This window comes from Streptomyces chattanoogensis (assembly GCF_001294335.1).
GTDB classification, from domain to species: Bacteria; Actinomycetota; Actinomycetes; order Streptomycetales; family Streptomycetaceae; genus Streptomyces; species Streptomyces chattanoogensis.
In genome coordinates this window covers 114964-135333 of the sequence record NZ_LGKG01000068.1, presented here as the reverse complement: position 1 = coordinate 135333, position 20370 = coordinate 114964, and the positions used below count along the sequence as shown (strand labels likewise).

The window sequence follows — 20370 nt, the reverse complement described above, 5'->3', positions numbered from 1 at the left end:
CTAGGGGATCCGTTCGAACGCCCCCTAAGGGTTCCCCAAGGGGTGCCCCGCCCGCCTACGGACCGTACGGCCCCGGCGCCGCCACCGCCGTACGGTCCGGCAGCTCCAGCACGGCCTCGGCGCCGCCCTCCGCGGCGGCGCCGAAGTCCAGCCGCGCGCCCAGCACATCCGCCTGCCCGACCGCGATCGTCAGCCCCAGGCCATGCCCCGTGCCCCGCTCCGGCGCCGCCGTACGGAACCGCCGCGGCCCCTCCGCACACAGCTCCGCCGGATAGCCCGGACCGTGATCCCGCACCACGATCTGCGTCCCCCGCACCACCACCTCGATCGGCGGCTTCCCGTGCTTGGCCGCGTTCGCCAGCAGATTCACCAGCACCCGCTCCACCCGCCGCCGGTCCGTCTCCACGATCTGCGGCTCGCCCTCGACGGTCACCGACACCTCGTCGACACCCCGCTGCCGCTCCGCCCGCCGTACGATCCCGCGCACCAGCGACGGCAGCTCACAGGCATCCAGATCCGCCCGCTCCACCCCCGCGTCCAGCCGCGACACCTCCAGCAGGTCCTCGACCAGCCGCCGCATCGCCTGCGCCCGGTCCTGCACCATCTCCACGGCCCGCGGCTGCGGCAGCAGCTCCGCCGCCGCCACCAGCCCGGCCACCGGAGTACGCAGCTCATGCGCCACATCCGCGGTGAACTCCCGCTCCGCCTCCACCCGCGCCGCCAGCGACGTCGCCATGTGATGCACACTGCGGCCCAACTCGGCCACCTCGTCCCGGCCGTTACTCGCCAGCGCATCCGCGTCCGGCGGCTCACCCGCCGCAATCCGCCGTGCCGCCGCCGCGCTCAGCCGCAGCCGCCGCGACAGCCGCTGCGCCACGAACCACGACACCACCGCCATCAGCGCGACCGTGCCGCACCCCGCGATCAGCAGCGCCCGGTCCAGCGCCACCTGCGCCGGATCGTCGTCCGGGTACGCCGCCGACACCGACAACGACCGGTCCGGACGGCCCCCGCCGCCGTCACCGACCCCGGTCGCCGCCCACACCCGCGGATCCTCACCGCCGCTGATGTACGTCCCCGACCGGTTCTTGAACACCGCCTCCCGCAGCGGCAACGGCAAGGCCGCACTGTCCAGCTGCGCGCCCAGCACCAGCTTCCCGTCCCGCTCGTAGATCTGCAGCGCCGAACTCAGCCGGTCGTCCTGGTAGGCCCGCGCCGACCGCTCCCGCTCGGCATCCGCTATGTGGTGCACGGCGAACCCGAGCACCACCACGGCCAGCGCCGTCACACAGGAAATGGCCAGGGCGATCCGGCCTCGAATGCCCATCACGCGAGCTTGTACATCTCCGTCGTCACACCGAGCGGCGTCGAGCCCTCGTACGTCACCTCGAGCCCCGTGAAGGCCCGCGCTCCACCGACCGTCCGGACGCCGTAGAGCCGGAACGTCGCCGGGAACCCGGCATCCGTCCCGGCCCCCGCGGCCGTCTTCTGCACCTGCACCACACCGGTGCCCTCCGCCTCCCGGGAGTCGTACCGGTCCCAGGAGATCGCGGTCGCCACCATCCCCGCATCCGCGCAGGTCAGCGTGATCACCTGCGGCTTGATCGCCGGATCCCCGATCCCGCAGTCCCGCACCACCGGCAGCCCGCCGGACCCCTTGCCGTCCACCTTCACGCCCTGCACCGCCGCGGTCTTCGGCGCCGCGCCCACCGCCGACGCGCGGTCGGCGGACTGGCTGACCCACACCCCGGCGGCCGCCAGCACCGTCACCACGGCAAACGCCGTCAGAGCGGTACGCCCACGGGCCCAGCGGGACCCCGCGCGGTCGGTCATCACGTTCTCCTCCCGGGGCTCCCACCCCGTACCCCCACCAGCCGGCACACCCCAAAAGAGCGGTTTCCGGCCTGTTGCGTTCCGTTGCCCACACCACAAGTCCGGCACGTGCCCGGCAAGCAGCCACCGGCCCCGTAACCGGCCCCACATTCGATCGTTGATTTGTTCGAGAACCGGAACGTTGGGGGAGGAAACATGCCGGTCAGTCCGTACACCCGAGAGCGCCTCGCCGAGGCGGCGGCGTCTTCGCGGACGCTGTCGGAGGCGTTGGAGAGGTTAGGGGTGGATCCGTGGAGTTCGAAGCGACGGTACATCTGGGAAAGGATGAAGAAACTCGGGGTGGACACGTCCCACTTCGAGCGGGAGGGGGTGAAGTGGACCCGGGAGATCCTCGAGCAGGCGGTGTCGGTCTCGACGAACATGTGCGAGGTGCTGCGGCATCTCGGGCTTGACGTTGTCGGCGGGCACCACACGCACATCAGCCGCCGGATCACGGCGTACGGGATCGACACCTCGCACTTTCAGCTGCCCACCCAGCGTGGCAAGTCCCGGCGTCCCCCGACACCTGAGGGTCTGCTGGTCAAGCAGCCGACCGCTCATGCCCGGCGCATCCAGAGCAATCGCCTCAAGCAGGCAATGCTCGATCAGGGAAAGGAAGAGCGCTGCGCCCTGTGCAGGACGGAGGCGGTGTGGCTCGGAGAGCCGCTGCCGCTCGAGGTCGACCATGTAGACGGCGACTGGCGCAACAACAGAATCGAGAACCTACGGCTGCTCTGCCCTAACTGCCACTCGACGACCGACTCGTATCGCGGCCGCAACAAGGCGCTTCGCGCCAGGCAGGCGGAGGGACAACGGTGAGTGGCAGCGTGCGCTACACCAGGGAGGTGTTGGCGGAGGCGGCACATCGGTGCATGAGCATCGATGAAGTCATCACATTCTGCGGCGGCCGTCCGTATCACCAGCTTCGGCGGCATCTGACGAAACGCTTCGCGCACTTCGGCATCGACATCTCGCACTTCAACCCGATTGCACGGCGTACCGCCCACTCCCGCCCCGCAAGAGATGCGCTGCAACAGGCCGTCAGCGCATCGGTTTCCATCTCGGCGGCCCTGCGGCACCTGGGGAAGCCCGTCAACTCTCGCAGCCGCACGCTGTTCCACCAGTGGGTGGCCGAGTACAGCATCGACACCAGGCACTTTCTGGGACAGGCGCACCAGCGAGGCAGGCCTGACTTCGACAGGTTGGCTCCGGCGGAGATCCTGGTGAAGCGCAATGGCAAGCGACGCAGCCAGACGTCGCGACTGCGCCGGGCCCTGCTGGAGATCGACCACATCAACGGTGACTGGAGCGACGACCGACGGGAAAACCTGCGGCTGCTCTGCCCCAACTGCCATGCGATCACCGCCACCTGGTGTCGAGGAGGTCGACGGCGCACCCCATAACCGACATCCCCCCACCGGCATGCGGCCTCGCCCAGTAAAGTAGGCGGCGGCACAGGCGCCCGTACGCCAAGGGCTGAGCGGCGATCTTTAGGTGGTCGTGTTTGTCGGTTCGAATCCGACCGGGCGCACAGGAATAGCAGGCCCTGTACCTTCGATTCGCAGGTACAGGGCCTGCTTCGTAAAGTCACCCCAACAACTCCCTCACCACCGGCACCAACGCCCGGAACGCCTTGCCGCGATGGCTGATGGCGTTCTTCTCGGCTGGGGTCAGTTCGGCGCAGGTGCGGGTGTCGCCGAGGGGCTGGAGGACGGGGTCGTAGCCGAAGCCGCCGGTGCCGGAGGGGGTGTGGCGGAGGGTGCCTTCGAGGGTGCCTTCGACCACTCGTTGGGTGCCGTCGGGGAGGGCGAGGGCGGCGGCGCAGCGGAAGTGGGCGGCGCGGTGGTCGTCGGAGATGTCGGCGAGCTGGGCCAGGAGGAGAGAGAGGTTGGCCCGGTCGTCGCCGTGGGTGCCGGACCAGCGGGCGGAGAAGATGCCGGGGGCGCCGCCGAGGACGTCGACGCAGAGCCCGGAGTCGTCGGCGACGGCCGGGTGGCCGGTGGCCTGTGCGAGGGCGTGGGCCTTGAGGAGGGCGTTCTCGGCGAAGGTGACGCCGGTTTCCTTGACGTCCGGGATGTCGGGGTAGGCGTCGGCGCCGACGAGTTCGACGTCGAGGCCGGCCGCCTCCAGGATGGCCCGGAGTTCGGTGATCTTGCCGGCGTTGCGGGTGGCGAGGATGAGGTGGGTGCGGGGTGCGGGGTGCCCGCCGGTTCGAGACTGCATGGGGGTGATTATTCCGGGCGGGGGGTGCGGTGACCCCGGGGTGGGGGCTGCCCCGGGGTGCGGGTGCTCAGCCCGGGGTGCAGATCTTGGTCATTTCGCCGGCCGCGTCGGTGATGGGCTGCAGGTCGGGGGCCTTGGCGGCCTTGATGTCCTTGCGGGCGTCCTTGATGCCGGTGTTCATCTTGTCGATGGCCTTGGCGAGGTCGGGGTCGCTGGAGGAGTCGCGGGCCTTCTTGAGGTTGCGGTCGATGTCGTCGAGGGCCTGCTCGGCCTTCTGGGGGTCGTCGAGTGCGCTGCCGGTGGCCTGCTGGAGCTTGTCGACGGCGTCGACGACGGCGGAGGCGGTATTGGCGCAGTTCACGGCCTTGTTGACGGCGCTGCAGGCGGAGAGGGCCGGTATCGCGAGGGCGGCGGCGGTGAGCACGGCGAGTGCGGTGGTGACGGGGCGGCGGGTGCGGCTGGTCGTGTGCGGGGACATGGAGCGGATCCTTCCCTGGGTCATGAGCGGGCAAAGGAAGAAACGCGTGGCGCCCCGCTTTGGTTGACGGGGCGCCAGGGTGAGGGAGGGGGGCGGGGGGCCGGCCGGTGGCCGCGCTTCCGTCAGAGGTCGCGGGCCAGGGCCTCTCGCTGGGCCGCGTCGAGGTCGCGGCAGCCGGCGACGGCCAGGTCGAGGAGGGCGTTGAGTTCGTCGCGGGCGAAGGGCTCGGCCTCGGCGGTGCCCTGGACCTCGACGAAGCGGCCGTCGCCGGTGCAGACGACGTTCATGTCGGTTTCGGCGCGGACGTCTTCCTCGTAGCAGAGGTCGAGGAGGGGCACGCCGGCCACGATGCCGACGCTGACGGCGGAGACGGTGCCGGTGAGCGGCTGGCGGTTGTGCTTGATGAGCTTCTTGCGCTGGGCCCAGGCGATGGCGTCGGCGAGGGCGACGTAGGCGCCGGTGATGGCGGCGGTGCGGGTGCCGCCGTCGGCCTGGAGGACGTCGCAGTCGAGGACGATGGTGTTCTCGCCGAGGGCCTTGAAGTCGATGACGGCGCGGAGGGAGCGGCCGATGAGGCGGGAGATCTCGTGGGTGCGGCCGCCGATCTTGCCGCGTACGGATTCGCGGTCGCCGCGGGTGTTGGTGGAGCGGGGCAGCATCGAGTATTCGGCGGTGACCCAGCCTTCGCCGCTGCCCTTGCGCCAGCGCGGGACGCCTTCGGTGACGGAGGCGGTGCAGAAGACCTTGGTGTCGCCGAAGGAGATGAGGACGGAGCCTTCGGCGTGCTTGCTCCAGCCGCGTTCGATGGTGACCGGGCGGAGCTGTTCGGGGGTGCGGCCGTCGATGCGAGACATGGCGTAGACCCTATCGGGAATGGCGAGGGCCCCGTCCCGGGGCGGAGGTGTGCACCGGTGCGGGGCCCTGGGTGAGCCTGGCTCAGCTCACATCATGTCTTCGATCTCGGCGGCGATGGGGTCGGCGTCGGTGCCGATGACGACCTGGATCGCGGTGCCCATCTTGACGACGCCGTGGGCGCCGGCGGCCTTGAGGGCGGCCTCGTCGACGAGGGAGGCGTCGTTGACCTCGGTGCGGAGGCGGGTGATGCAGCCCTCGACCTCTTCGATGTTGTCGAGGCCGCCGAGCCCGGCGACGATCTTCTCAGCCTTGCTGGCCATGTCCACTCCTGCTTGTCTCGGCCGCCGACGGTTCCGCCGAGCGGTTTTTCCACCGTAATGCACGTAGATGAGCGGCTGTGTGCGTGCGGCCCGCCTGCGTCTGTGCCCGTTCAGCCCAACTGCGTGGGCGGTTGGGTGCCATCTGGCGAAGGATGGCGGTCACCGGGGCCGCACGCCGGACGGCACCGGCAACTGCCCAGTGGTCTACACCACCAGTATGCGGCACGTGTCAGGGGGGTGCCGACGGGCCGGCTGCGGGGAGGACGGACAGAAGGGCGGAGGGACGGAGATGGGTTCGGACGCAGCGGCGGCGGCGCCGGGGAAGAAGCCGGTGAAGTCGCGGGCCTCGGCCGTCTTTCAGGGGCTGCAGAAACTGGGCCGGAGCCTTCAGCTGCCGATCGCCGTCCTGCCTGCCGCGGGCATCCTCAACCGCCTCGGCCAGCCGGACGTGTTCGGCGCGGACGGTCTGGGCTGGGACAACGTGGCCAAGGTGTTCGCGGGTGCGGGCGGTGCGCTGCTGGATTCGGGACTGGGGCTGCCGTTGCTGTTCTGTGTCGGGGTCGCGATCGGGATGGCGAAGAAGGCGGACGGCTCGACGGCGCTGGCGGCGGTGGCGGGGTTTCTCGTCTATTTCTCGGTGCTGCATCAGTTCCCGGTGATCTGCGCTTCGGGGCAGACGTATACGCAGGCCGGGCTGTGGGGCGGGGTGTGTATCGACAAGACGGGGACGGCCACTCAGGCGACATTCCAGAATCCGGGGGTTTTCGGCGGCATTGTCATGGGCTTTCTGGCGGCCTGGTTCTGGCAGCGGCTGCACCGGGTGAAGCTGGTCGACTGGCTGGGCTTCTTCAACGGCCGCCGGCTGGTCCCGATCGTGATGGCGTTCATCGGTCTGGCCTTCGCCGTGGTGTCCCTGTGGGTGTGGCCGCCGGTCGGTGATGCGCTGACCGATTTCAGCAAGTGGCTGACGGATCTGAACTGGCTCGGGTCGGGCCTTTTCGGTGTCGCGAACCGTGCGCTGCTGGTGGTCGGGCTGCATCAGTTCCTGAACACCTTTGTGTGGTTCCAGTTCGGCAGTTTCACGAAGCCGGACGGGACGGTCGTGCACGGTGACATCAACCGCTTTCTGGCGGGTGATCCGACCGCGGGCCAGTTCACCACCGGCTTTTTCCCGATCATGATGTTCGCCCTGCCGGCGGCGGCGCTGGCCATTGCGCACTGCGCCAAGCCGCATCGTCGCAAAGAGATCTCCGGAATGATGCTGTCGGTCGGGCTGACGTCCTTCGTGACCGGGGTGACCGAGCCCATCGAGTATTCGTTTCTCTTCGTCGCGCCCTTGCTGTACGTGTTCCACGCGGTGCTGACGGGTGTGTCGATGGCGGTGAGCTGGGCGCTGGGTGTGCACGACAGCTTCAGTTTCTCGGCGGGGCTGATCGACTACGTCATCAACTGGGGGCTGGCGACCAAACCGTGGCTGATCATTCCCATCGGTGCGTGTTTCGCGGTGGTCTATTACGCGCTCTTCCGGTTCGCGATCACGAAATTCGATCTGCAGACGCCGGGCCGCGAGCCGGATGAGGTGGGGGATGCCATGGAGGAGGCGAACGTCAAGTAGGCGGCGGTCATCGAGGCGGTCACCAAGCCGGTCTTCCGGCCCTCAGGTCCCCGGACTTGGGGGCCTTTGCCATGTGGTCCACACCACTTGGAACGATGGATTCCTTTGTTCCGGGGCGGCGTGCTAAGAATGGTCTAAACCACCAGTGGTGTAGACCAAGGTGTAGACCAAAGACCAAGGGTAGACCATCCAGCGGGCCGTCCCCCTCTTCCGAGTGCCCGCCTCACCAGGAGGAATCCGATGAGTTCGGACACTGCCGCGAAGGCGGCCCCCGCAAAGAAGCGGGGCTCGGGCCTGTTCCAGGGCCTGCAGAAGATCGGCCGCAGCCTCCAGCTGCCGATCGCCGTCCTGCCCGCCGCGGGCATCCTCAACCGCCTCGGCCAGCCGGACGTCTTCGGTGAGAAGGGCCTGGGCTGGATCGATGTCAGCAAGGTCTTCGCCGCGGCCGGCGGCGCGGTCTTCGACAACCTGCCGCTGCTGTTCTGCATAGGCGTCGCCATCGGCTTCGCGAAGAAGGCGGACGGCTCGACGGCGCTCGCCGCCCTGGTCGGCTTCCTGGTCTACAGCAATGTCCTCAAGGCATTCCCCGTCAAGGAAGGCCACATTGAGGACGGCAAGTGGGTCGAGCCGGTCGTCAACAACCCCGGCGTCTTCGGCGGCATCATCATGGGCCTGCTCGCCGCGGTCCTGTGGCAGCGCTACCACCGCAAGAAGCTGGTGGACTGGCTGGGCTTCTTCAACGGCCGCCGGCTGGTCCCGATCATCATGGCCTTCGTGGGCACCGCCGTCGGCGTGCTCTTCCTGCTGGTCTGGGAGCCCGTCGGCAACGCCATCACCGGCTTCGGCGAGTGGATGACGGGCCTGGGCGCGGGCGGCGCCGGTCTGTTCGGTCTGATCAACCGGGCGCTGCTGCCGATCGGCATGCACCAGTTCGTCAATGTCGTCTCGTGGTTCCAGCTCGGTGACTTCACCGACGCCGCGGGCAAGGTCGCGCACGGCGACATCGGCCGCTTCTTCGCCGGCGACCCGTCCGCCGGGCAGTTCATGTCGGGCTTCTTCCCGATCATGATGTTCGGCCTGCCGGCCGCCGCGCTGGCCATCGCGCACGCCGCCCGTCCCGAGCGCCGCAAGGCCGTCCTGGGCATGATGATCTCGCTCGCGCTGACGTCGTTCGTCTGCGGTATCACCGAGCCGATCGAGTTCTCGTTCATGTTCATCGCGCCGGTGCTGTATGTGATCCACGCCGTGCTGACCGCCGTCTCGATGGCCCTGACCTGGGCCCTCGGCGTCCACGACGGCTTCACCTTCTCGGCGGGCGCCATCGACTACGTACTGAACTGGCACCTGGCCACCAAGCCCTGGATGATCATTCCGCTGGGGCTGGCCTTCGCGGTGGTCTACTACACGCTGTTCCGCTTCGCGATCACCAGGTTCAACCTGACCACCCCGGGCCGGGAGCCCGAGGAAGAGCTCGAGGACCTGACGAAGGCGTAGCGGCCACCGGCCCGTATACGCGGCAGGGCCCCGGAACCGTCACCTCGGTTCCGGGGCCTTCGGCGTGCTGCGGCGCCGCCGCCGTGCGGGACGGGCCGCCCGGCGGTGCGGTCAGACCTCGTACGTCGCGCCCGCCTTGGCGACCTCGACGGAGCCGTCGTAGACCTTCTGCGCGTCGCGGATGTTGATGTCCGGGTCGGTCCACGGCGGGATGTGGGTCAGCACCAGGCGGCCGGCACCGGCGCGGCGGGCGTGTTCGCCGGCCTCCCGGCCGTTGAGGTGCAGGTTCGGGATGTCCTCCTTGCCGTGGGTGAAGGAGGCCTCGCACAGGAAGAAGTCGGTGCCCGCGGCGAGGGTGTCCAGCGCCTCGCAGGGGCCGGTGTCGCCGGAGTACGTCAGGGACCGGCCGCCGTGCTCGATACGGAAGCCGAAGGCCTCGACGGGGTGGCTGACCCGCTCCGTACGGATCGTGAACGGGCCGATGTCCAAAGTGCCGGGGGCGAGCGTACGGAAGTCGAAAACCTCGCTCATCGCCCCGTCGTGCGGCAGGTCGTCATGCGCGGCGGTCAGCCGGCGTTCGGTGCCGGCCGGGCCGTAGACCGGCAGCGGTGTGCAACGGCCGCCGTCGGGCCGGTAGTACCGCACGACGAAATAACCGCACAGGTCGATGCAGTGGTCGGCGTGCAGATGCGACAGGAGGATGGCGTCAAGGTCGTAGAGACCGATGTGGCGCTGCATCTCGCCGAGGGCGCCGTTGCCCATGTCGATGAGCAGCCTGAAGCCGTCGGCCTCCAGGAGGTAGCTCGAGCAGGCCGATTCCGTCGAAGGGAACGACCCCGAGCAACCGACGACAGTGAGCTTCATGCGGGCGTGAACCTCCGTGGGCGGGGGCGGCGGGCCGGGGGCCTCCCCTGCTCGAACGCAGTTGAGAGCTCGGAGGAGGGTCCATGCGGCGTTTCCCGGCGGGTCCTTGCCGGTGTGTGCCAGGTCTTGGTGGTCGTTGCGGTGCCCACGAGCGTACGGCGCAAAGGGTCCTGGAGCGCCTCCGGCGGGGCGAGCTGTGGGCGGAATCACCAGTCCGGGTGGGCTGTTCGTTACGCCCGGTAAGGTCTTCGGATCCGGCGCGCCCGCGGCGCTGCGGCCGGGCGCCGTGCCGCCGGACGGCTTTCCGCCCCGCCAGGCCCGAAAGGCCCGGAAATACCGCACCGCCGGGGCGAAGCGCCACGGCGGCGGGGGTCCGGCGGGGACCCTTAGGAGTCGTTCGAACAGATCCTCTAAGGGTGACGAGGGCCCCCTGCGGGGCCACAGCGTGGTGGGTGGTGCGGGTGTTCCCGTGGTGCGTCACGGGAACCGGAGCCGCCGCTCACGCCCGGCCGCCCCTGGCTTACGCCCAGAGCTGCCCCTGAAGCGTGGCGATCGCGGCCTCGGTGGATTCGGCGGTGTAGACGCCCGTCGAGAGGTACTTCCAGCCGCCGTCGGCGACGACGAAGACGATGTCGGCGGGTTCCCCGGCGCGTACCGCCTTCTTGCCGACGCCAATGGCGGCGTGCAGGGCGGCGCCGGTGGAGATGCCCGCGAAGATGCCTTCCTCGGCGAGGAGTTCGCGGGTGCGGCGGACCGCGTCCTCGGATCCGACCGAGAAGCGGGTGGTCAGGACGGACTCGTCGTAGAGCTCGGGGATGAAGCCCTCGTCGAGGTTGCGCAGGCCGTAGACGACGTCGTCGTAGCGGGGCTCGGCGGCGACGATCTGGACGCCGGGGACCTGCTCGCGCAGGTAGCGGCCGACGCCCATCAGGGTGCCGGTGGTGCCCAGGCCGGCCACGAAGTGGGTGATGGAGGGGAGGTCGGCGAGGATCTCGGGGCCGGTGGTGGCGTAGTGCGCGCCGGCGTTGTCGGGGTTGCCGTACTGGTAGAGCATCACCCAGTCGGGGTGCTCGGCGGCCAGCTCCTTGGCGACGCGTACGGCGGTGTTGGAGCCGCCGGCCGCGGGCGAGGAGATGATCTCGGCGCCCCACATGGCAAGCAGTTCGCGGCGCTCGGAGGAGGTGTTCTCCGGCATGACGCACACCATGCGGTAGCCCTTGAGCTTGGCCGCCATGGCGAGCGAGATGCCGGTGTTTCCGCTGGTCGGCTCGAGGATCGTGCAGCCGGGGGTGAGCCGGCCGTCCTTCTCGGCCTGTTCGATCATGTGCAGCGCGGGCCGGTCCTTGACCGAACCCGTGGGGTTGCGGTCCTCCAGCTTGGCCCAGATGCGGACGTCGTCGGAGGGCGAAAGGCGCGGGAGGCGGACGAGAGGGGTGTTCCCGACCGCCGCCAGCGGGGAGTCGTACCGCACTGTCAGACCCACCCGGCGGAGCCGGACATCAGACCCGAGCCGCCGGCCACGGCCGGGAGGATCGTGACGCTGTCGCCGTCGGCCAGCTTGGTGGAGATGCCCTCGAGGAAGCGCACGTCCTCGTCGTTGAGGTAGACGTTCACGAAGCGGCGCAGCTGCTCGCCGTCGACCAGGCGCGCGCGGATGCCGGCGTGCCGGGTCTCCAGGTCGGCGAAGAGGTCGGCGAGGGTGTCGCCGGTGCCGGTGACGGCCTTCTCGTTGTTGGTGTAGGTGCGCAGGATGGTCGGGATGCGGACCTCGATGGCCATGGGAGGGCTCCTGTGGGAGTGGGGCGGTGGCGGGCGTCCGTCGCGCGGTGTTGCGGCGCGGCGGGGGCGTCGGGTGACGCGGGAGGTGCGGGGTGAGCGGCGCGCGCCGCGCCCGGCGTGGACCAGGTCAGGCGGCAGCGCAGCGCGGACAGATGGCGCTGGAAAGGCGGCACAGATCGACGTGCAGCCGTGCGGCTCCGCAGCCGAACGCGCCCAGCAGGGCAGATGCGGAGCGACGGACGGCGAGCGGAGCGGGCAGCAGCATGCCCGGCCTCTTCTCGCTCACGTCGTGGTCAACCATGCGGTCATCGTATCGATTCCCGGTCCGGGTATTGGAACCTCGTCCCATGATGCGGACGATCGGTGTACGTCAGGTGGGACGCGATCAAGGGGCGGCCCTGTCGGCGGTCAGGCGTATTCCGCCACGACCTCGACTTCTTCCTCGGTGACCTGGCCGTCGACGATCCGGAAGGACCGGAACTGGAAGGGGCCGGCGTCGTCGGTGTCGGCGGTGGATACCAGGACATAGTGGGCGCCGGGCTCGTTGGCGTACGAGATGTCCGTACGGGAGGGGTAGGCCTCGGTGGCCGTGTGCGAGTGGTAGATGATCACCGGATCCTCGTCCCGGTCGTCCATCTCGCGGTAGAGCCTGAGCAGGTCGGAGGAGTCGAATTCGTAGAACGTGGGTGAGCGGGCGGCGTTCAGCATCGGGATGAACCGCTCGGGGCGGCCGCTGCCGGCCGGGCCCGCGACCACGCCGCAGGCCTCGTCGGGGTGGTCCTGGCGGGCGTGCTCGACGATCTGGTCGTAGACGGCCTTGGAGAGGGTCAGCATGGGCCCAAGAATAAGCAGAGGGCCCGTACGTACCGAAGAGTGGTACGTACGGGCCCGCATGCTGGACAGGTCCGCCGGGTCAGTCCTTCTTCGCCACGGCGGCGGCCGCGTCCCGGCGCTTGATGGCCAGGTAGCCGACGGCCAGGATGACCACCCACACCGGGGCCGCGTAGAGCGAGATCCGCGCGTCCGGGTCGACGCCCATCATCACGATCACCATGCCGATGAAGGCCAGGGCGAAGATCGAGGTGTACGGGGCGCCGGGCGCCTTGAACTCGGACTCCGGGAGTTCGCCGCGGTTGGCCTTGGCACGGTAGCGCAGCTGCGAGAGCAGGATGACGATCCAGGCCCACATACCGGAGATGGTGGCGAAGGAGACGACGTAGTTGAACGCCTCGCCCGGCGCCGCATAGTTGAGCCAGACGCCGAACAGCATCATGCCGACCGAGACCGCGGTGCCCCAGGTGGGCAGGCCGGTCTTGCTGAGCTTGGTGAAGAACTTCGGGCCCTGGCCGTTGAGCGCGAGGTCGCGCAGCATCCGGCCGGTGGAGTACATGCCGGAGTTGGCCGAGGAGAGCGCGGCTGTCAGCACGACGAAGTTGACGATGGCCGCACCGGCCGGCAGGCCGATCTGCTGGAAGGCGGCGACGAACGGGCTGACGCCCGGCTTGAAGACCGTCCAGCTGACGACGGACAGGATGATGATCAGCGCGCCGATGTAGAAGAGGCCGATCCGCCACGGCACGGTGTTGATCGCCTGGGGCAGGGTCTTCTTCGGGTTGGTCGCCTCACCCGCGGTGACGCCGACGAGCTCGACGGCGAGGAAGGCGAACATCACGATCTGCAGCGTCATCAGCGTGCCGCCGATGCCCTTGGGGAAGAAGCCGCCGTCGGACCACAGGAGCGTGAAGGAGGCGGTGTCACCGGCGTCGGAGAAGCCGAGGGTGATCACGCCGAGGCCGATCAGGATCATGCCGATGATCGCGGTGACCTTGACCATCGAGAACCAGAATTCCAGCTCACCGAAGATCTTTACGGAGACCAGGTTGATACCGAAGAGCGCGACGGTGAAGACCAGCGCCGAGACCCATTGCGGTATGCCCTTGTTCCAGTACTGGACATAGTTGGCCGCGGCGGTCACTTCCGTGATGCCGGTGAAGACCCAGAAGAGCCAGTACGTCCAGCCCGTCACATAGCCGATGAACGGGCCGAGGAATTCGCGGCCGTACTCGGAGAACGAGCCGGAGACGGGCCGGTACATGAGCAGTTCGCCCAGGGCCCGCATGATGAAGAAGATGACCAGCCCGACGATGGCGTAGGCGAGGATGATGCTCGGCCCGGCCATGGAGATTGCCTTGCCTGCTCCGAGGAACAGTCCGGTACCGATGGCGCCACCAATGGCGATCATCTGGATCTGGCGGTTTCCCAGACCCCGCTGATAGCCCTCTTCGGGGTTTCCAGCGGCCTCACTGCCGTCGTGCTGCTTGTCGACCTGCACAGAGGTCATGAATGGTGCGCCTTTCTCCATACCGACCCGGTCTGTCCGGATCGGGTCCCGATCCCCCCGGATGGAGTCCTGTCCGCCGACGGTCGGCCGGCTAGCGCTCCCGCGGCGACAGGGGTGGCGTCACGCACGGCAGGTCGTGAACATTTATCACGGTCCTACGGAGATCAACTAATGTTGACGTGCGCCAGATCACAGGAAAATCGGGACAAAGGCCAAGCACCACGGCAAGACGTACCACCCCGGTGACGCGATCGTTATCCGGATTTGAGCCTCCGCTGAGCGAACACCGGACGAACGGGCGGGGTGAAACGGGCGGATTTACGCGGACACATGAGGCGGGGGTCCGCATTTCCCCCTGCGCCCGGCGGTCTCGCCCCGCTGGCCGCCTCAGCCCATCAGCGACTCGACGAGCGTCTCCTGCAGCCCGCCCAGCCACAGGTAGGCCATCACCATGGGCTTGCGCGGGTCGGTGTCGGGCAGCCGGAGGAGTTCGCCGCCGTCCTCCTCGTCGGTGACCTCCAGGCGGGTGCCGATGGCGAGCCGGAGATCGTTGAGGGCGCCGAGCCACTGGCGGCACTCGTCGGGCTTGAGGCGCAGCACCGCACCCTGGTCGATGCCGGGGCTGAGCGAGTCCAGCGCACGGACCAGCGCGAGGGCGTCGTCGCGCTTGCGGGCGCGCAGATCGTTCTCGGTGTAGCGGCGGAATTCGGCGGAGGCGGCGCGGACGTCGTCGTCGGGGACGAGGTCGGGGCCGCCGTAGGCGTCGGGGAAGAGACGGGCCAGGACCGGGTCGGAGGGCGGTTCGCTGGGGCCGTCGTTGAAGATGGCGGCGAGCGGGTCCTCGTCCTCGGCGCCCTCCTCCCCCGGGCCGATGAGTTCCATCAGCTGGACGGCGAGGCTGCGCAGGATGGAGATCTCGACCTCGTCGAGGGCGACGGCGGCGCCGCCGTCGGGCAGGGGCTCGAAGTGGCCGGCCATCAGCGGTCCTGCTGGAGGGTGGCCCACAGGCCGTAGCCGTGCATGGCCTGCACGTCGCGTTCCATTTCCTCGCGGCTGCCGCTGGAGACGACCGCGCGGCCCTTGTGGTGGACGTCAAGCATCAGCTGATGGGCCTTGTCCTTGGAGTAGCCGAAGTACGTCTGGAAGACGTAACTGACATAGCTCATGAGGTTCACAGGGTCGTTGTGGACGATCGTCACCCACGGGACGTCGGGTTCGGGAACCTCGAACGGGGCCTCGCTCGACTCGGGACGCTCGATCTCCACTGGGACACTCACACGCCCCATGCTGCCACCCGGGGGCGGGCGACGCACAAACACCCCTCGCGCGGGTCGCGTCGGGGGGCTTCCGGGTGTCCGCGCGGGTGCCGGTCCGGGCATCCGAACGGAAATCGTCAAAGTGACGAGTATCGGGGGTAGCATCGCTCCTATGAACACAGCAGACCTGGGGCTGCCGGTGGCCGTGCCGTCGACTGCGCTCTTCACCGACCAGTACGAACTCACCATGCTGCAGGCCGCGTTGCGGGCCGGGACCGCGGACCGGCGCTCCGTCTTCGAGGTCTTCACCCGCCGGCTTCCGGAGGGCCGCCGCTACGGCGTGGTCGCCGGCACCGGGCGGGTGCTGGACGCGGTGGAGAACTTCCGCTTCGACGAAACGATTCTGGGCTTTCTGCGGAACCGCGGCATCCTGGACGAGCCGACGCTCGCCTGGCTGGCCGACTACCGCTTCCGCGGCGACATCTGGGGCTACCCGGAGGGCGAGGTCTACTTCCCGGGCTCGCCCATCATGCGGGTGGAGGGCACCTTCGCCGAGGCGGTGCTGCTGGAGACGGTGATCCTCTCCATCCTCAACCACGACTCGGCGGTGGCGGCGGCGGCCTCCCGGATGGCGGTAGCGGCCGGCGACCGGCCGCTGGTGGAGATGGGCGCCCGGCGCACCCACGAGCTGTCGGCGGTGGCCGCGGCCCGCGCCGCGTACCTCGGCGGCTTCCACACCACCTCCGACCTGGCGGCCGGCTTCCGCTACAACATCCCCACCGTCGGCACCAGCGCCCACGCCTTCACGCTGCTGCACGACAGCGAGCGCGACGCGTTCACCGCCCAGGTGGAGACCCTGGGCAGCGGCACGACGCTCCTGGTGGACACGTTCGACGTCGCCGAGGCGGTCCGTACCGCCGTGGAGGTGGCCGGGCCCGGCCTCGGCGCCGTACGCATCGACTCCGGAGATCTGCTGCTGGTCGCGCACCGGGTGCGCCAGCAGCTGGACGAACTGGGCGCCGAGAAGACCAAGATCGTGGTGACCAGCGATCTGGACGAGTACGCCATCGCGTCGCTCGCCGCCGCCCCGGTGGACGCCTACGGCGTCGGCACCCAGCTGGTGACCGGCAGCGGCCACCCGACCTGCTCGATGGTCTACAAGCTGGTCGCGCGCGCCGACAGCGACGCACCCGATGCCCCGCTGCGGGCGGTGGCGAAGAAGTCGATGGGCGGCAAGACCTCGGTGGGCGGCCGGAAGTGGGCGGCCCGGCGGCTGGACGAGGACGGTGTGGCGGAAGCCGAGGTCGTCGGCACCGGGCCGGTGCCGGAGGAGCTGGCCGACCGGCAGCTGCTGGTGCCGCTGGTGCGCGGGGGCGAGGTGGTGGCCCGGGAGCCGCTGGACGCCGCCCGCACCCGCCATATCACGGCCCGCGCCGGGCTGCCGCTCTCGGCGACCCAGCTCTCCCGCGGCGAGCCGGTCCTTCCCACCGAGTACGCCTGAGACGGCCCGGCGGCCCCTCGGTCCGGGGCCGCCGGCCACTCCCGTAATCGGTCCCGAGTGGCTACCCTCGGTCACACCAGCACTCCGCGCCCCTCCCCACGATTCCCAGCCGGAAGGCACGCACCATGCACCGGGCATTGATCGTCGTTGATGTGCAGAACGACTTCTGCGAGGGCGGCAGCCTCGCGGTGGCGGGAGGTGCGGATGTCGCGGCGGCCATCACCGATCTGGTGGGCCAGGCGGCCGGCGGCTGCTACCGCCATGTCGTGGCCACCCGGGACCATCACATCGACCCCGGGGACCACTTCTCCGAAGCACCGGACTACGAGCGCACCTGGCCGGTGCACTGCCTGGCGGGTACCGAGGGCAGCTCGTTCCATCCGAATTTCGCGCCGGCCGTCGCCTCGGGCGCGGTCGACGCGGTCTTCGACAAGGGCGCCCACACCGCCGCGTACAGCGGTTTCGAGGGCCGGGACGAGAACGGCACGCTGCTGGCGGACTGGCTGCGGGAGCGGAATGTCACCGAGGTGGACGTGGTCGGCATCGCCACCGACCACTGCGTTCGCTCCACCGCCCTGGACGCGCTGCACGCCGGGCTGCGCACCCACGTCCTGCTGGATCTGACCGCGGGGGTGGCCGCAGGGACCACCGAGCGCGCGCTGGAGGAGCTGCGGGCCGCGGGGGCGGAGCTGACCGGGAAGCCGGTCCTCGCCGGCGGCTGACCTACGCCAAGGGCAAGGTCAACGCCGAGCCCCGCGGCCCGCTCGCCTCACACGCCGGACGCCGCCCGGCCGCGCACGCCGTACGGCGGGAATTCCGCCGACGGCGCCCGCAGCAGGGCCCGTATCGGATGCCAGGACTCCGTGTCGTCGTCCGGCGCCTCGCGCCAGACCAGGCCGTCCGGATGGTGCAGTACGGCCGTGACCTCGTCCGGAGTCGGCGGTTCGGAATTGCCGCGCAGATAGACGGCCCGCAGTCCGTGGTTGCGCAGCCTGGTCAGGGCGCGCTGGCGGTTTGCGGCGTGCACCAGGACCCGGACGCGGCAGCCGCAGTCGTAAGGGCCCGAACGTGCGCCGTGGGGCGGTCTGGGCAGCGAGAGGGCGACCACCACGCTTCCGCCAGGAAGCCTGATGAAGCCGCCACCGGTCAGTGTCATATCTCCCCCGTGAGACTTCGCGTCAACAAGGAACTCGTAGAACGCATCTAACGCGAATCGGCCGCCGCCCGCTAGGGGCGACGGCCGATGGGGCATTTGACCTGCAATTTTATCTTTTACTTACTCGCCGGGCCCACCCGGAGCGTCACCCAGGAGCCGTCCTCGCCCTCCTTGGTGATCTTGATTCGGGTGTTGGTGTCAGGAACGATCACCCCGCCCGTCGGGTTGGCGCTGTCGTAGTAGACGCCGTTCCGGTCGTCGAAGACCCGCACCCCGCGCTTGGACGCGATCTTGGTCTCCACGCCGTCCTTGTGGAGCGTGAGGGCGTCCGTGCGGTAGCGGGTGAAGGTCGAGTCGTAGGACTGGAAGCGGTTGCGCATCAGCTTGCCGTCGGCCCAGCGCTCCGCCGTGGGGTGCGCGTCGACGGGGAGGATCTGCCCGTGGCCGGGGTGCTGCCCGACGTTGTTGTCCGGCTGCGAGGTGTCCCAGAGCCAGATGAGCACGCCGTTCTGGTACGGGAAGTGCTCCACCCAGCCCGGCTTCGCCGTGGTCCAGCCGAAGTTGTACGGGCCGACCTTGAGGGTCTTGTCGTACGAGACGTACTGGCGGTTCTCGGCGATGTAGTACTGCGGGTAGTCCTTGGTGAAGGACGCGCCGACGTGCGAGAAGCCGTTGCTGGTCCAGCCGTTGTCGCCGTCCTCGGCGTTGTCGGTGAACAGCGGGTTTCCGTCGGCGACCACGCTGATCGTGTCGGCCGCGAAGCCCTTCTGGGCGGCGCCGCCGTCGGTCCGGTAGCGGAAGCGCAGGTCGACCTTCTTGCCCGCGTAGGCGTCCAGCGGGTAGACGAGGTCCTGGTAGGCGGAGACGGTACCGGTCAGCGCGGGCTTGTCGCCGCCGTCGCGGGGGATGGCCTTGCCGTTGGCGGTGCCGTCGAGCGGGGTCCAGTTGCTGCCGCCGTCGGTGGAGACCTCGGCGTAGAGGTAGTCGTAGTCCTTCTCGATGTCCCACCAGCCCTTGAGGGTCAGGAAGGCCTTGGCCTTGCCGGTGAGGTCGAGCGGCCGGGTCAGGGTGTTCTTCAGGTCGTTGCCCATGCCGCTCCACCACTGCCTGGTGCCTTCGGCGGGCTGGACGATGTCGGTCTTCACGGGCTTGGCGGGCAGTTCGACGACCACCGCCTGCTTGTGCCGGGTGTGGTACTCGGCGACGCCCAGCACGTGGGACGACTTGGTGGCCGCCTTGGCCTTGTCGTAGCTGAGCCAGCCCAGCTGGAGCTTGTCCCAGGCGCTCATGTCGCCGGGCAGATCGCCGATGGTGTTCTTGCCGGTGCCGAGCCAGGAGCCGGACGACATCAACGACCAGAAGTCCACGGAGGATTCGCCGGTGCCGGTGGTGTCGTACTCGTCCGGCAGGCCCAGGTCATGGCCGTACTCATGGGCGAAGACGCCGAGACCGCCGTTCTCGGGCTGCATGGTGTAGTCGCCGACCCAGATGCCGGTGGAGCCGATCTGGGTGCCGCCCGCCTTGTTGTCCCCGGGCCCGGTCTTGCCCGCGTCGGTGCCGTACGCGTACCAGCGGTGCGCCCACAGCGCGTTCTTCTTCTGGACGCCGCCGCCCGCGGACTCGTCCTCGCCGGCGTGCACGATCTGGAAGTGGTCGATGTAGCCGTCGGGCTCGTTGAAGTTGCCGTCGCCGTCGTGGTCGTAGCGGTCCCACTGGTCGTACTTGGCGAGGTCGGCCTTGATCTGGGCGTCGGTGCGGCCCTTGGCCTTCTGGTCCTCGGCCCACCGGTTGACGCCGTCGCGGATCAGGTCCCAGGCGTTGGCGCAGTTGGTCTGGCCGCAGTAGTTGGAACCGTAACGGGCCTCGTTCCAGTCGACCTTGACCCAGTCGGAGACCTCGCCCTGAACGGAGTAGCGGCCCGAGGACTGCCGCTCGTAGTACTTGGCCAGCGACTGCTTCTTCTTGTCGTGCGAGAAGTACAGGTCCTGGAAGTGCTGCCGGCTGAAGTCCTTCTGCCAGGCCGTGCTGTTGTCCTTCGTACGGTCCGGCTCGGCTATCCGGTTGTGCGCCGGGCCGGGGTCGCCGCCGTACTTCTTGACCGGGGGCTTGGGTCCGTCGCCGTCCGGGTCGAACATCGTGGTGTCGTCGACCTTGTCGCCGAAGTCCACCAGGATCGTGAAGATCTTGTCGGTCTTCTGGCGGGCCAGTTCGACGTATTTGCCGCGGGCCAGCTGGACGACCTTCGAGCCGCCGCGCTCGGTGGGCCGCGCGTCCCCCGATATGACCTGCTCGAGCGCCTCCTTGCGCTGCGCCGCCTGCTTGTCGCTGAACGGTCCTCTGAGGTTGTGGTCGACGGCCCGCTCCGGCGCGGGGTCATGGCCCTTGACGACGGGCGCGGGCGTCCGCGGCCCGGCGTTGGCCACCCCCGGCGACAAAGCGGCCGCCCCGGCTGCGGCGATCGCCGTGGCCAGGGCGGCCGGTCCGAACACCCTTCTGCGGTCTCTTCTCCGGCGCTGTTCTCTCACTTGGCGCTGCCCTCCCCTTCGAGCGGTCACTGGTCAGTGTTCGACGGCATTCGACCGGAAGCGCGGTGAAAAAGACAGATCTTGACTTGGA

The 20370-nt window shown here is 69.2% G+C and carries 22 protein-coding genes and 1 tRNA gene; 7 read left to right on the top strand and 16 right to left on the bottom strand.

The window, feature by feature from the left end:
- Nucleotides 1–55: 55 nt before the first annotated feature.
- Nucleotides 56–1327: a sensor histidine kinase gene (locus tag ADL29_RS09565; protein ID WP_053923254.1), complete on the bottom strand. Its 1272-nt coding sequence runs from the start codon at nucleotides 1325–1327 to the stop codon at nucleotides 56–58.
- Nucleotides 1327–1833, bottom strand: coding sequence for a hypothetical protein (locus tag ADL29_RS09560; protein WP_053923253.1), 507 nt, complete (start codon nucleotides 1831–1833; stop codon nucleotides 1327–1329). The genes ADL29_RS09565 and ADL29_RS09560 overlap by 1 nt, the downstream gene beginning before the upstream one ends.
- Before the next feature lie 195 nt (nucleotides 1834–2028).
- Here ADL29_RS09560 and ADL29_RS09555 point away from each other — a divergent pair, with 195 nt between their 5' ends.
- The 3 genes from ADL29_RS09555 (at nucleotide 2029) to ADL29_RS09545 (ending at nucleotide 3403) form a co-directional block, all read left to right on the top strand.
- Nucleotides 2029–2691: an HNH endonuclease signature motif containing protein gene (locus ADL29_RS09555; RefSeq protein ID WP_053923252.1), complete on the top strand. Its 663-nt coding sequence runs from the start codon at nucleotides 2029–2031 to the stop codon at nucleotides 2689–2691.
- Between the two features lie 53 nt (nucleotides 2692–2744).
- Nucleotides 2745–3275: an HNH endonuclease gene (locus ADL29_RS09550; protein WP_245689258.1), complete on the top strand. Its 531-nt coding sequence runs from the start codon at nucleotides 2745–2747 to the stop codon at nucleotides 3273–3275.
- Nucleotides 3276–3330: 55 nt separating this feature from the next.
- Nucleotides 3331–3403, top strand: a tRNA-Leu gene (locus ADL29_RS09545).
- Nucleotides 3404–3459: 56 nt separating this feature from the next.
- On the opposite strand, the gene rdgB is transcribed toward ADL29_RS09545, so the two are convergent.
- The 4 genes from rdgB to ADL29_RS09525 all read right to left on the bottom strand — a co-directional run bounded on the left by rdgB (nucleotide 3460) and on the right by ADL29_RS09525 (nucleotide 5754).
- Nucleotides 3460–4095, bottom strand: coding sequence for an RdgB/HAM1 family non-canonical purine NTP pyrophosphatase (gene rdgB, locus ADL29_RS09540; protein ID WP_053923250.1), 636 nt, complete (start codon nucleotides 4093–4095; stop codon nucleotides 3460–3462).
- 67 nt (nucleotides 4096–4162) lie between these two features.
- Nucleotides 4163–4573, bottom strand: coding sequence for a hypothetical protein (locus ADL29_RS09535; RefSeq protein ID WP_053923249.1), 411 nt, complete (start codon nucleotides 4571–4573; stop codon nucleotides 4163–4165).
- A gap of 122 nt (nucleotides 4574–4695) precedes the next feature.
- Entirely contained in the window at nucleotides 4696–5427 is a 732-nt protein-coding gene (rph, locus tag ADL29_RS09530; RefSeq protein WP_053923248.1) for a ribonuclease PH, read from the bottom strand.
- Between the two features lie 87 nt (nucleotides 5428–5514).
- Nucleotides 5515–5754 carry a PTS sugar transporter subunit IIB gene (locus tag ADL29_RS09525; protein WP_078970859.1) on the bottom strand — a complete coding sequence of 80 codons (240 nt, stop codon included), beginning with the start codon at nucleotides 5752–5754 and terminating at the stop codon, nucleotides 5515–5517.
- 283 nt (nucleotides 5755–6037) lie between these two features.
- Here ADL29_RS09525 and ADL29_RS09520 point away from each other — a divergent pair, with 283 nt between their 5' ends.
- A complete protein-coding gene (locus ADL29_RS09520) occupies nucleotides 6038–7363 on the top strand; it encodes a PTS transporter subunit EIIC (protein ID WP_053923247.1) in 1326 nt (441 codons plus the stop codon).
- A gap of 240 nt (nucleotides 7364–7603) precedes the next feature.
- A complete protein-coding gene (locus ADL29_RS09515; RefSeq protein WP_053923246.1) occupies nucleotides 7604–8857 on the top strand; it encodes a PTS transporter subunit EIIC in 1254 nt (417 codons plus the stop codon).
- A gap of 111 nt (nucleotides 8858–8968) precedes the next feature.
- Here the strand turns inward: ADL29_RS09515 and ADL29_RS09510 are convergent, their stop codons facing one another.
- From ADL29_RS09510 to clpS, 8 genes are all read right to left on the bottom strand, one after another.
- Nucleotides 8969–9721: an MBL fold metallo-hydrolase gene (locus tag ADL29_RS09510; RefSeq protein WP_053923245.1), complete on the bottom strand. Its 753-nt coding sequence runs from the start codon at nucleotides 9719–9721 to the stop codon at nucleotides 8969–8971.
- A gap of 520 nt (nucleotides 9722–10241) precedes the next feature.
- A complete protein-coding gene (locus ADL29_RS09505; protein WP_053923244.1) occupies nucleotides 10242–11192 on the bottom strand; it encodes a PLP-dependent cysteine synthase family protein in 951 nt (316 codons plus the stop codon).
- Between the two features lie 2 nt (nucleotides 11193–11194).
- Nucleotides 11195–11500: a MoaD/ThiS family protein gene (locus ADL29_RS09500; protein WP_053923243.1), complete on the bottom strand. Its 306-nt coding sequence runs from the start codon at nucleotides 11498–11500 to the stop codon at nucleotides 11195–11197.
- A gap of 127 nt (nucleotides 11501–11627) precedes the next feature.
- Nucleotides 11628–11801, bottom strand: coding sequence for a putative leader peptide (locus ADL29_RS42430; RefSeq protein ID WP_342671148.1), 174 nt, complete (start codon nucleotides 11799–11801; stop codon nucleotides 11628–11630).
- A gap of 107 nt (nucleotides 11802–11908) precedes the next feature.
- Nucleotides 11909–12334: a M67 family metallopeptidase gene (locus tag ADL29_RS09495; protein ID WP_053923242.1), complete on the bottom strand. Its 426-nt coding sequence runs from the start codon at nucleotides 12332–12334 to the stop codon at nucleotides 11909–11911.
- A gap of 79 nt (nucleotides 12335–12413) precedes the next feature.
- Nucleotides 12414–13841 (bottom strand): amino acid permease, encoded by a 1428-nt coding sequence (locus ADL29_RS09490; protein ID WP_046927838.1) that lies wholly within the window; start codon nucleotides 13839–13841, stop codon nucleotides 12414–12416.
- A gap of 387 nt (nucleotides 13842–14228) precedes the next feature.
- A complete protein-coding gene (locus ADL29_RS09485; RefSeq protein WP_053923241.1) occupies nucleotides 14229–14819 on the bottom strand; it encodes a DUF2017 domain-containing protein in 591 nt (196 codons plus the stop codon).
- Nucleotides 14819–15127 carry an ATP-dependent Clp protease adapter ClpS gene (gene clpS / locus ADL29_RS09480; RefSeq protein ID WP_030072305.1) on the bottom strand — a complete coding sequence of 103 codons (309 nt, stop codon included), beginning with the start codon at nucleotides 15125–15127 and terminating at the stop codon, nucleotides 14819–14821. The genes ADL29_RS09485 and clpS overlap by 1 nt, the downstream gene beginning before the upstream one ends.
- 142 nt (nucleotides 15128–15269) lie before the next feature.
- Here clpS and ADL29_RS09475 point away from each other — a divergent pair, with 142 nt between their 5' ends.
- A complete protein-coding gene (locus ADL29_RS09475; protein ID WP_053923240.1) occupies nucleotides 15270–16598 on the top strand; it encodes a nicotinate phosphoribosyltransferase in 1329 nt (442 codons plus the stop codon).
- A 125-nt stretch (nucleotides 16599–16723) separates the two neighbouring features.
- Nucleotides 16724–17320 carry an isochorismatase family protein gene (locus ADL29_RS09470; protein ID WP_053923239.1) on the top strand — a complete coding sequence of 199 codons (597 nt, stop codon included), beginning with the start codon at nucleotides 16724–16726 and terminating at the stop codon, nucleotides 17318–17320.
- A 47-nt stretch (nucleotides 17321–17367) separates the two neighbouring features.
- Here ADL29_RS09470 and ADL29_RS09465 read toward each other — a convergent pair whose 3' ends face one another.
- The gene (locus ADL29_RS09465; RefSeq protein ID WP_046927834.1) at nucleotides 17368–17754 is read right to left on the bottom strand and encodes a hypothetical protein; all 387 of its coding nucleotides are present in this window, start codon (nucleotides 17752–17754) and stop codon (nucleotides 17368–17370) included.
- Between the two features lie 116 nt (nucleotides 17755–17870).
- Nucleotides 17871–20243: an immune inhibitor A domain-containing protein gene (locus tag ADL29_RS09460; protein ID WP_107094924.1), complete on the bottom strand. Its 2373-nt coding sequence runs from the start codon at nucleotides 20241–20243 to the stop codon at nucleotides 17871–17873.
- Between the last annotated feature and the right edge of the window lie 127 nt (nucleotides 20244–20370).

Excerpts from the sequence above, each read along its gene's own strand:
- rdgB (WP_053923250.1), bottom strand. The coding sequence starts at position 4,095 with ATGCAGTCTCGAACCGGCGGGCACCCCGCACCCCGCACCCACCTCATC.
- ADL29_RS09490 (WP_046927838.1), bottom strand. The coding sequence starts at position 13,841 with ATGACCTCTGTGCAGGTCGACAAGCAGCACGACGGCAGTGAGGCCGCT.
- ADL29_RS09485 (WP_053923241.1), bottom strand. The coding sequence starts at position 14,819 with ATGGCCGGCCACTTCGAGCCCCTGCCCGACGGCGGCGCCGCCGTCGCC.
- ADL29_RS09515 (WP_053923246.1), top strand. The coding sequence starts at position 7,604 with ATGAGTTCGGACACTGCCGCGAAGGCGGCCCCCGCAAAGAAGCGGGGC.
- ADL29_RS09465 (WP_046927834.1), bottom strand. The coding sequence starts at position 17,754 with ATGACACTGACCGGTGGCGGCTTCATCAGGCTTCCTGGCGGAAGCGTG.
- ADL29_RS42430 (WP_342671148.1), bottom strand. The coding sequence starts at position 11,801 with ATGGTTGACCACGACGTGAGCGAGAAGAGGCCGGGCATGCTGCTGCCC.
- ADL29_RS09550 (WP_245689258.1), top strand. The coding sequence starts at position 2,745 with ATGAGCATCGATGAAGTCATCACATTCTGCGGCGGCCGTCCGTATCAC.
- rph (WP_053923248.1), bottom strand. The coding sequence starts at position 5,427 with ATGTCTCGCATCGACGGCCGCACCCCCGAACAGCTCCGCCCGGTCACC.
- clpS (WP_030072305.1), bottom strand. The coding sequence starts at position 15,127 with ATGGGGCGTGTGAGTGTCCCAGTGGAGATCGAGCGTCCCGAGTCGAGC.
- ADL29_RS09520 (WP_053923247.1), top strand. The coding sequence starts at position 6,038 with ATGGGTTCGGACGCAGCGGCGGCGGCGCCGGGGAAGAAGCCGGTGAAG.
- ADL29_RS09470 (WP_053923239.1), top strand. The coding sequence starts at position 16,724 with ATGCACCGGGCATTGATCGTCGTTGATGTGCAGAACGACTTCTGCGAG.
- ADL29_RS09535 (WP_053923249.1), bottom strand. The coding sequence starts at position 4,573 with ATGTCCCCGCACACGACCAGCCGCACCCGCCGCCCCGTCACCACCGCA.
- ADL29_RS09510 (WP_053923245.1), bottom strand. The coding sequence starts at position 9,721 with ATGAAGCTCACTGTCGTCGGTTGCTCGGGGTCGTTCCCTTCGACGGAA.
- ADL29_RS09495 (WP_053923242.1), bottom strand. The coding sequence starts at position 12,334 with ATGCTGACCCTCTCCAAGGCCGTCTACGACCAGATCGTCGAGCACGCC.
- ADL29_RS09565 (WP_053923254.1), bottom strand. The coding sequence starts at position 1,327 with ATGGGCATTCGAGGCCGGATCGCCCTGGCCATTTCCTGTGTGACGGCG.
- ADL29_RS09475 (WP_053923240.1), top strand. The coding sequence starts at position 15,270 with ATGAACACAGCAGACCTGGGGCTGCCGGTGGCCGTGCCGTCGACTGCG.
- ADL29_RS09500 (WP_053923243.1), bottom strand. The coding sequence starts at position 11,500 with ATGGCCATCGAGGTCCGCATCCCGACCATCCTGCGCACCTACACCAAC.
- ADL29_RS09555 (WP_053923252.1), top strand. The coding sequence starts at position 2,029 with ATGCCGGTCAGTCCGTACACCCGAGAGCGCCTCGCCGAGGCGGCGGCG.
- ADL29_RS09560 (WP_053923253.1), bottom strand. The coding sequence starts at position 1,833 with ATGACCGACCGCGCGGGGTCCCGCTGGGCCCGTGGGCGTACCGCTCTG.